Below are 10,547 nucleotides of genomic sequence, written 5' to 3'. Positions count from 1 at the left end.
TAACCAATTAAAAAACGAAGACGAAGGGTCGTTACAGGCAACATTTTTTTTCTTCGCCTCAAAAAAGTCGCTAGCTAAATACTGCGACATCCAATGTATTAAACCTTTTTCGTTCGATAACAAACAGTACAGCATATCTTTATTCGTGAATCGCCCCGCTGCAACTCCGGTAACTTGCACCGATGCCCTTTTGGCCACCATCGAAAGCCAAGCCATTTTTATCACACCCTGCGCATCCTGATGATCAAACCAAGCCAACAAGGATTTTCTGCGATAAAAATTAGCCACCCCATTGATCGAATTAACGATCTTTGGGTTACCTTGCATTTTATGGAAAGCACTAAGATAACCTTCAAGCCCTTTCGCAGGACTCGCGCCGTGGGCTCGCACATGTTGTAATCTACGTTCGAATTCACTCGGTTTAATCATTATTTATCTCTTAGTTTTTATTCAATATACCCGATAGGCAAGCCGTCTGTTTATCTATAAACCTTTCACTAATCACCATGCGCCTACATGGGAGCAACATCAGCTCGATAATGGCAGGTTTATGTAACAGTGTTTATACATCAGGGATTGTATCGTTTAAAAGGTTATTTAATTCTTTGATTCTATTTATCCTGATTTTAATTACACTTTTTAGATCCCCACCCAAGTACTTTGCATACTTTTCATTGTGGAACATATCTTCATCAAACAACCTCATTGGTTCGATTTTATTTAATTGTTCCAACAAATTAATGCAGTTTTTAATAGCCGAGAAATCATGCTCAGACAATTTATTATTTACCTTATAATGAGTTAAAATCCTTATTATATTTTTACTATTACAACTATTATCAACCGCTATGGCTTCCATCAAAGTACGCACAAAAAGCCAATGATCTTCACCTTGTATCTCTTCGAGTACTTTGGGCGTTATACGCACATTATTAAATGCTACGCGATATAAGCCCCACAAATCATCATCTATATATTTATCACTATTATTCATATTTTCTAGCATATTTTTTTCAAGTAAACACGCACCTGCAGTACAGTCAGCTGCGAGCGCCTTTAGCAACAATTCAAAAAAAATATCTTTAGACGCTTCATGAAATACATAAATTATTATTTTTTGAAGATGCTGACCAGCAGGATGCCCTAGATTATTTTTAGAATATTTAACAGTAGGCATAACCTGTATTATTTTAGAAGCTAAGCGACTGAAATAGTCAAGAGATAAAGGCCTCAACTTTTTACTTTCATCTACCGAATCATATTCTGCTATTTTTAAGTAAAGGTAATGGCTTAGCGGGCCGCTGCAAATAAACCTTTTAACATCTTTTGCATCTAATTCTCCCCCATTCACTAAAGCCTGATGAATAGCCGCCATAGCCTGCAAATACTCTTGGTCTTTTAAGCGCTCATCAGGAAGTAAAGCGCCATAATCAACATCTGTCGCATCGCCAGTATTACTTGAGCGTTCGACAAAGCGATTTAAGTAATTAATTCTACCCGCATACGATACTATTTGGTGTGAGCCACAAGTCATTATTATATTGATAAAGCGCTCTAAATCTCTTCGTTTATTTAACGTAATTTCATTCCAGAATATTGAAACTTCATCCTCATTATTTTCAACCCCATCCTTCCCATCATTATTCTTAGAATTTGACTTTTGATTGCACATGAAGGAACTCATAGTAAAAATATTCCTACCACATTCAATGTTATAAAATTTACGCGCCCTGCCTTTATCTCTCGCTTCTATTAACAACTTAAAAAACTCAAAAAAAGAATGGTCATATTCTTTTAAAAGACTTAACAATACCAACTGCTTAAGCTCAATTTCACCGCAAAGGTCACCCGGTATTTGATTATCGTCAATACGGCCTTGGCCGCGCCAAAGGGCATCTACATCGCGTATTACATGCTTAAAATCACGTGGTGTACCAAAGGGGAAGTCTCCGGCATTAAAATGGGGCATGCCATTAGGCCATATTTTATTGGCCGCATGTAAATTCCACGGGCCCTGTATCAGTTTATTTAATATCTCAGCAAAATCGGAGGCTGGGGTTGCGAGTGTTTCTTTATATTCAATCACACGCATATCGCCACTCATTATCTCTGGGCTACCGGTCATAATCACCTTTATGCGGCTGCTCGGATTTTTCTGTAAGCGGTCGATTAGCGCCATGGCGCTTTGGCAACGCTTTGGTTTATCGCTGTCTATACCGCGGTCGGAGTCTTCTATGACTACTAGCATCTGTTTATTAAGTACGGCTAATAGATTAAAAATACTTTGCAGTGTTTTTTGGGCATCTTGTGTATCACCCAACAAATGGCTAAGTGTGGCCCACCAGCCACGCTGGGCTTGCAGCGCTTTATGATAGGCATCGGGCACCGTCATATAGCCGCTCACATCGGTCACGGCGGCTAGCTCGTTGAGCATTAATTTTAATACTTGCTCATCAAATGTAGCGGGGTCACGCTCCCAAGCATCAACGTTAACCACCAGCCAGCCTTGCTGCTTTATATGGGTGGCCACCGCATTAATGATTGACGACTTACCCGAGCCATATTCGCCTAGCAGCGCCATGCTTTTGGGCTGGCGAACCACCTGCGAGTCAGCGGTCATTAAACGGTTAAGGATGGCATTAACATATTTAATGCGACCAAACAGTAATTGGTCGCCCTGCTTAAGGGGTAACTCTTCTTTGGCCCACTGCAATAATTTAGCGGTATCCCATGTGGTGATATTGCCACCGGCCATAGACGCATAGGCAATACCTGTGGCCGCAGGCTTAGCACGTCGCCCAAAAGCAAGCATCACGATACAAAAAAGCCCACTAAAAGCCATCACATAACACACAACAGGGTAAGGCTGGGTTACAGTAATCCACCCCAACACCATAGCCAGCCACAAAGGCGGATGCGCCCAAAAAATGCTCTGCCAAGGCTTGATATGCGAAGGCCGCAGCAACCCAAATTGTTTAACAGCACCCAGCGACATAAAAATAATTAGCGCGATAAAACACGTTAACTCAAGCCCTGCCATAACGGGTATAGCGGCAAGCAGCGCCGCCCCTAACGGCACCGCTATAAGCTGCACAACCGCGGCAGCCACTAGACTGTACAACACAATATCGCACCAACGTTTGGCAATAAGACACTGACGCTTAACCATCACCTGCACACCTTTAATTAATACGTTAAATCAATACGTTGATAAGAGTTTATCCGTTAATGCCACAATGGCTAATCGCTTGCACGCACAACCGTGTTTGGGTATAGCGGCATGCATGCATAAACATCAATATAAAGCCAGTCATACAGAGCTGCCAGCAGTGCGCATCATTATTATAAAAGGCTATTACAGCTATCGCTCAAACTTGCAACCCGCTGGGACAAGCACTCGTTTTCGTTTTACTACCGATCCACCGACTAAAATACCCACCAGCCCCGTACGATGACTTTTTTCAAAGCCTTTGAGGCAGGATGCCGAGTGGAGCCATCAGGGACGATTTTACGGCGCTTTTGAAAACAGTCATCGTACGGGGCGAGATATAACCCGCTAAACTACTGACAATAACAGCCACTCACTTTTTGCCTGTCGCCTGCCTCCCCCAGCCACTACCGATCCACCGCCCCAAATACCCGCCAGCCCCGTACGATAACTGTTTTCAAAGCCTTTGAGGCAGGATGCCGAGTGGAGCCATAAGGGACGATTTTACGGCGCTTTTGAAAACAGTCATCGTGCGGGGCGAGATATAACCGCCGAGACAGACACTCTCTTCTGCTGCGTTGCTCAAAGTGTTACATGCCCTAGCATGCGCCCTTTCGGGCGCCTCGCCGAGAAAACAGAACCCTACGTTTAATTGGGCAAACTATTATTGCCTTGTTCCTTACAATGCTGCTCACCAATTTAAACGTAACTATTCAAGGCACCAGTACCGTACACCATTATCATAAAAGACTATTAATCAAGACACCCTCACAAAAAATAAAAATGGGCATCTTAAATTCTTTCATGGCATAACCCATCTTGACTTTAATACTGAATCATCAATGATCTTGCTTGGGAACAATGCCATCGCTATAGCACTACCATCTCAAAATAACGGCTATTCCTTGTATTCGACGATAACAAAAATAACAAGCGTAATTGAGCAGTAACGGCGCCTTAACACAGGGCATATTCATACCATTGACAAGGCACTGTATTTTTAGGTTTATGCATAAAAATACGCTATGCAGCGCTTTTGTCATTGGCAGATCATTATTCTTTGAGAGTCATTTTATTATGTTGATAAACACACACAATCGCGGGCGTTGGCTTGCGACACTTGGCGTAAGTTTAGCTTCGGCGGCCTGGGCAGGCACAGCCTCTGCCGCGCAATGCAGTTATGTTATTGCTAACCAATGGGGCTCGGGGTTTCAGGCAGCCATTAAAATTAACAATAATACAGCCACAACCATTAATGGCTGGAGTGTTTCTTGGCAATATAGTAACGGCGATAAACGCGATAGCGGTTGGAATGCTAATGTGACAGGCAGCAACCCCTATACCGCAACACCGCTAGGCTGGAACGCCAACATTGCCCCAGGCCAAAGTGTTGAGTTTGGTGTACAGGGCTCTATAGGCCCATCAGGTATTGCAGAGGTACCCGTTATACTAGGGGATGTATGCAGCACGGGCACAAGCTCGTCAATATCGCCGCCGAGTAGTAGCTCTGTGAGCAGTGTGGCTAGCTCAGTGCCCGCAAGTAGCTCAACGCCAAACAGTTCATCGTCAAGTGTTAGCGTATCAAGCTCGAGTGTTGCTAGCTCTGCCGCCAGTAGCGCTTCGAGTGTGAGTGGCACCTGCAACCTACCTTATCGCAATAATGGCATATCTATTTCTAACCGCTCTGCCACTTGGTCGTCGGGCGTTATTGATATCTCATGCAATAGTACTGTGAATCTATCATTGCTGGCGCTCGGTGCTGGGCCCATGGAGCCCTCCGACTTTTTAACTATTTATTACAAAATAGATGGCGGTCCTAAAATGACGCTATCGCAAAACACCAATGCCTTTGCTCAAAAAATAGTTTCTAAAAATGGCTTGCGCGGCAATACACTCGAGGTGATTGTAGAGGGCAAAACCAGCTTTAGTGATGAAATTTATACTGTCTCTAACATTACTATAAACAGTCATGGCGCAAGCAGCAGTGCGCAGTCTTCGGCCACGAGCTCGGTAGGCTCTAGTTCGTCATCGAACCCCTTGGGTGCAGGTGTGTTCCGTGTAGATACTAACGGTAACATTACCAAAGACGGCGTTATTAAACCCATCCACTGCGCCAACTGGTTTGGCCTTGAGGGCCGACATGAGCCCTCGGATGAGCCAACCAACCCAAGCGGCGCACCTATGGAGCTTTATGTTGGAAATATGACTTGGAACCCCACCGGCCGCACCGTGCAACAAACCCTATCAGAAATCACCGCCATGGGGCTTAATACGCTGCGTATACCCATTGCACCACAAACCTTAGACCCTACCAACCCACAAGGCTTGGCGCCCAACCTTAAAAATCATACTTCAGTGCTTGTCCCCAACTCTCGCCAAGCGCTAGAGGAATTAATTATTGCCGCAGACCAAAACAATGTTGATGTTTTTATTGATATTCACTCGTGCTCTAATTACGTAGGCTGGCGTGCAGGCCGCTTAGATGCGCGCCCACCGTATGTGGATTCTGTTCGCAAACAGTATGATTATTACCGCGAAGATAGCTCTTGCGCTTCCTCGGGCAACCCTGCCGGCGTTACCCGTATTCAAGCCTATGATAAAGAAACGTGGCTTGCCAATCTACGTGAAATTGCCGCGCTACCGGCGCAACTGGGTGTTGATAATATTATTGGGATTGATGTCTATAACGAACCATGGGATTACTCGTGGGCCGAATGGAAGTCGTTAGTGGAGGCGGCCTATACGGCAATTAACGAGGTTAACACTAACCTTTTAATTTTTGTAGAAGGTATTTCGGGCTCTTCGGGCAATCAAGATGGCACGCCAGACACTATAGAGCAAACACCGCATGGCGACCTAGCCTCTAATCCTAATTGGGGCGAGAACTTTTTTGAAATGGGCGCTAACCCATTAAATATTCCTAAAGAGCGTTTAGTCTTATCACCGCACACCTATGGCCCTTCTGTTTTTCAGCAAGCGATGTTTATGGACCCTAACCAACCCGAGTGTGAAGGCCTAGAAGGTGAAGAAGCCGGCCAACTAGGGTGTAATTTGGTGATCGACCCCGCACGTCTTATTCCTGGGTGGGATGAACATTTTGGTTATTTAAGGTCGCAAGGCTATGCTATGGTTGTTGGTGAATTTGGCGGCAATTGGGATTGGCCTACTAACGCCTCAGCTGGTGACCGCGAAACTTGGTCGCACATTACACCGGGTATTGTTGACGGCCAATGGCAAACCGCTTTTGTTGAATATATGATTTCAAAAAATATTCAAGGTTGCTACTGGGGTATGAATCCAGAATCTGGTGATACCGGTGGTTGGTACGGCCACAGCTACGACCCAATATCCAATACCGAAGGATGGGGTACTTGGCAACCCTTTGATGCAAGAAAAACCAACTTATTAAATCGCCTATGGGGCCAATAAGTATATAGTATTGCGTTAACCGGGTTAGCTTTTGAAGATAATTTCAACAGCTAACCCGATTTTCTTACAACACTTACATTACAATAAATAGCCTATTAATAACTTCGCTGTATTGAATATGGCCTAAGCTAATCTTGCCTCGTTCAAGCTCGCCAAAGCACTCACTCCTTCTACCCTCTCCCTCTAACATCTTTTCATTCTTGTACATTTTTTAACACTCTTTAACATCCTTTAACATTTTTTAACAACCTCTCCCAATACATCACTGTATGATTTCTAGATGATATTTTAAGTGGCTTATTCTTTTCTATTTCATCAGCAATGAATATTATTGCACATTTATATTATTACAATCGGCAGGTTGGTTATATTTTTTCGTAAGGAGTTATACGTGCTTAATGCATTACATAAAATACTGCACCGTGTAAATATTCAGGTAAGGACGCTTCACTTTCGCCTTTATGAGAGATGGCAGATATTAAGCTGGCTTTCAAGGCTCGTTATTTTTTCTGCAGTCTCTGTTTTAACCATCTATTGTCTTTGCTTAATATCCCAAATAAAAGGTGCACATATCACCAGCACTCATTGGTCTAGCGATGGCGTTATTTATGAATCTGTTAATTTACCTTTTACTCGTTATTACACGGGCGACTATTGGGTTAAGCTAAAAGTGTTAAATGGGCATACTGACACACCGCTTAAAGTGTACCCTGATGACCAATTACTAGCACTGAGCGTTAATGGCAAAGCTTATGACTTATCTCATTTTTCATTACGCCAGTTGCGCAACTTCTCTCAAGGCATGGCTATAAATATTGATTTTTCATCAGAAGATGAGTTGATTTTTAAACTCAAAAATCACAGCAACCCTGCATCGTTTAATGTCGACATCAGCAGTAAAATGACATTATTACAAGGCACGATGCTATGGTTAATAATGGCGGTATACGCCGTGTTTTTATCGCTTAGCATTCGCATTTATTTATCACAACTGGCAATAGCTATTTTTAGTTTTTTGCTCTGCGTTATGTACTTATCGGTCACCGATGAGCGAGAAAGAATTTTTGATGTCTATGAAGGTGGCGGACATAAAGATTATATTGAATATGTCGCAGATAACTGGGCACTGCCCAACCCTAGTGACGGTTGGGAATATCACCAACCACCATTATATTACGGGGTTGCAGCCACAGTAAAAACGTATCTTTTACCCAATAATATCAACAATGGCGACCTATGGGCACGCATACTCGCGCTATGGTTTTGGGTTGTTTTTGTGATTACCGCCTTGGGTGCGTTAAAAGGCGGGGTAGGCAATTATACAATATTAAATATCGCCAGTTTGCTATTGAGCTTTTGGCCTGCAGGCATTATTCATAGCGTGCGTATAGGTAATGATTTACCCCTTTATGCTTTAAGTATTTTATCATTTTACTTTACTCTAAAATGGTGGCGCTCAAAACAGACGATCTATATTTTTTGGGCTAGTTTTTGGATGTTTTTGGCCGTTTTAACCAAATCAAACGGCTTAATTTTAACCGCTATACTATTAGGCTTATTAGGCATACTGGCTATACAGCCTATTTTAACGCTACGAAAAACAAAAGAAATATTAGCCTTATACTATCGCCCGCTATGCGTTGTAGCCGCCTTTGCGGTTTTAGGCATAGCGGTGAATTTAGGCGACAACATTTACAAATACACCATTGGTGAAGCTGATGATTGGCTACTCGCCAATGTTGGCACCACCATTAACCCAGGCTTAAGAGTCGATAACAGCCTACTTAATTATATTATTTTTGACCTTAAAACTTTTTTAACATCCCCTTTTATAAGTACGTGGAGTGATGAATATGGCAGGCAATATTTTTGGAACTTTTTATTACGATCATCGTTAACGTCAGAATATTTTTTTGACGCTAGCTGGATGACAGCATGGGGAGTTTTTAATGGCATTTTATTATTGTTAATGCTGGCAACATTGGGCTACTGCGCACTCAAAACCATTGATGATGTAGGCTGGCCATTGATCGCTAAATCTATCTATAAATCACTACCTTGGCATTTGCTGTGGGTTCTTTCATTGATTTTTTTATTGGCTTATAGAATAAAAGTCCCTTTATCATGTAATACAGACTTTCGTTATATTTATCCCCTGCTCTTGTCATTTGTGTATTTTTCTAGCCGTATCGCCTCGACTCATGGCCGCTTGTCAACCATCACTATAGGCTGCATGACCGCCTTCCCTGTGAGCACTTTGGTGTGGCTTACCTTACTGGTTAAAGCTTGATTTTATGGCGTTATATTGGATATACACAGACTGAATATACCCCTATTTAAAAGGGGCATATATTTGTTGAAAATACTAAAAATTAATGGTGTTTATTATTTAACCTGTTTCTTTGTGGTAAACATCCATTCGAATCAGCTTAAAGGCACTTTCTCTACAACTTGCAATAGATTTTCTAGCCCGTCGAATCGCGTTAATGTAATCAGGGTCTTCTGGGTTTTCATTGACGATTGCATCAATTTGTTTATCGGTGGTAGGGATATCCCTAAAATTTTTAATCTTCTTTTGAGGCTTATTTTTAAGATACGTTGAAAACAACTGATTCAGTGTATCTACATCTGTAATATTGCTACCGTCAACGTTGATGCCATCTTGGTATGCGCGATCTTTACAATTTTGTAGTGTTGATATAAATCTAGGGTCTTCGCCTGTTACAGTGCCGTATTCAGCATGTAAATACGTTGATACATTTTTTCTCAGCTCTGTGGGCACATACGTGCTTTGCACTGTGGCGCACGATGCCACCAATAACAGGCAGCTTGCTGCATAGATATTTTTGATTATACAATTCTTAATAAAATTATTTTTAAATGCAAGCTTCATTTAAAAGCCGATTTATTACTGGGTGGAGCCCTCGATGAGAAGTTAACATTTACAGCGTTTGATATGGCCGTTTTTATCGCCCTTCGAGCATCAAGCACCCTCTGAAACACCCATTATTACACTCGCCTAAGCCTTACTCGCCGCCTTAACAAGCGTATCAAATAAACGATGCGATAAAACGCGCTTTAAAAAACCCAATACGTAGGTAGGCTGGGTAACGGGGTAGCGCACTTTGGGGTTTTTGCTTTCTAGTGCGTGCAGCACACGCTTTAATACAGCCTCGGGGGGTACGGTAAACGGTACTGCGGCGCCTTCGGTTTGTAAACGCTGTAAGCTCAGGGCGTAGGTTGCTGCATGGCGGCTTTGAGCCATATTAATATGCGCTTTTAGAGCATTTAAGGCGTTTTTTCTGAAATGACTTAATACTGGCCCAGGCTGAATCAAACTAACCTGTACATTGGTGTTCATTAGCTCTTGCCGTAAGGTATCGGTTAAACCCTCTAAAGCATATTTGCTCGCATTATAAGCCCCTCTAAAACCCATACCCACAAAACCCAATACCGAACTGTGCTGAATAAGCCGCGCGTGGGGCTGTGCCAGTAAAGCCGGCAGCAAACCGCATGTTAATTGATGGGTACCAAAAACATTCGTGGCAAACTGCTGCTCTAACACTTCGCGGGTTAAATCTTCAACAGCGCCTGGCTGACCATACGCGGCATTATTAAAAAGCGCATAAATATGGCCGCCGGTTATTGTTAAAATTTGCGCAATACCCGCCTCAACCTCATCGCTTTTGGCTAAATCAAAAACAACAACCTGCTCAAAATACTCGCTAAGTATCGCTTGCTGCTGCGTGTTGCGGCAACACGCTAGTACCTTGTAACCTTTAGCTTGCAAGCCTTTGGCTACACACAAACCAATACCGCTAGAGCAGCCTGTAATCACCACCGAACCGCGCTCGTGCGTCGCTAAGGGTGGGGTATTTTTTTGTTCCATGATGAAATCCAATCGTTAATA

At 42.9% G+C, this 10,547-nt stretch carries 6 protein-coding genes; 2 read left to right on the top strand and 4 right to left on the bottom strand.

What is annotated here, in order from left to right:
• Positions 1 to 429: hypothetical protein (locus AC438_RS14910; RefSeq protein ID WP_156317105.1), on the bottom strand; the 429-nt coding region annotated here is incomplete at its 3' end.
• A gap of 133 nt (positions 430 to 562) precedes the next feature.
• Positions 563 to 3,169: a P-loop NTPase fold protein gene (locus tag AC438_RS14905; RefSeq protein ID WP_053982054.1), complete on the bottom strand. Its 2,607-nt coding sequence runs from the start codon at positions 3,167 to 3,169 to the stop codon at positions 563 to 565.
• Positions 3,170 to 4,285: 1,116 nt separating this feature from the next.
• Between AC438_RS14905 and AC438_RS16655 the strand changes: the two genes are divergently transcribed.
• Both AC438_RS16655 and AC438_RS14895 read left to right on the top strand, forming a co-directional pair.
• Positions 4,286 to 6,637 carry a cellulase family glycosylhydrolase gene (locus AC438_RS16655; protein WP_082354200.1) on the top strand — a complete coding sequence of 784 codons (2,352 nt, stop codon included), beginning with the start codon at positions 4,286 to 4,288 and terminating at the stop codon, positions 6,635 to 6,637.
• A 391-nt stretch (positions 6,638 to 7,028) separates the two neighbouring features.
• Positions 7,029 to 8,927, top strand: coding sequence for a hypothetical protein (locus tag AC438_RS14895; protein ID WP_053982053.1), 1,899 nt, complete (start codon positions 7,029 to 7,031; stop codon positions 8,925 to 8,927).
• Between the two features lie 99 nt (positions 8,928 to 9,026).
• On the opposite strand, the gene AC438_RS14890 is transcribed toward AC438_RS14895, so the two are convergent.
• Together AC438_RS14890 and AC438_RS14885 are read right to left on the bottom strand one after the other, a co-directional pair.
• Positions 9,027 to 9,419, bottom strand: coding sequence for a hypothetical protein (locus AC438_RS14890; protein WP_156317103.1), 393 nt, complete (start codon positions 9,417 to 9,419; stop codon positions 9,027 to 9,029).
• Positions 9,420 to 9,656: 237 nt separating this feature from the next.
• Positions 9,657 to 10,526, bottom strand: coding sequence for an SDR family NAD(P)-dependent oxidoreductase (locus tag AC438_RS14885; protein ID WP_053982051.1), 870 nt, complete (start codon positions 10,524 to 10,526; stop codon positions 9,657 to 9,659).
• Between the last annotated feature and the right edge of the window lie 21 nt (positions 10,527 to 10,547).

This window comes from Marinagarivorans algicola (assembly GCF_001292705.1).
Lineage (GTDB): Bacteria > Pseudomonadota > Gammaproteobacteria > Pseudomonadales > Cellvibrionaceae > Marinagarivorans > Marinagarivorans algicola.
This window is presented reverse-complemented; position numbering and strand designations above follow the sequence as displayed.

Coding starts and splice junctions, on each gene's coding strand:
- AC438_RS14905 (WP_053982054.1), bottom strand. CDS start 3,169: ATGGTTAAGCGTCAGTGTCTTATTGCCAAACGTTGGTGCGATATTGTG.
- AC438_RS16655 (WP_082354200.1), top strand. CDS start 4,286: ATGTTGATAAACACACACAATCGCGGGCGTTGGCTTGCGACACTTGGC.
- AC438_RS14885 (WP_053982051.1), bottom strand. CDS start 10,526: ATGGAACAAAAAAATACCCCACCCTTAGCGACGCACGAGCGCGGTTCG.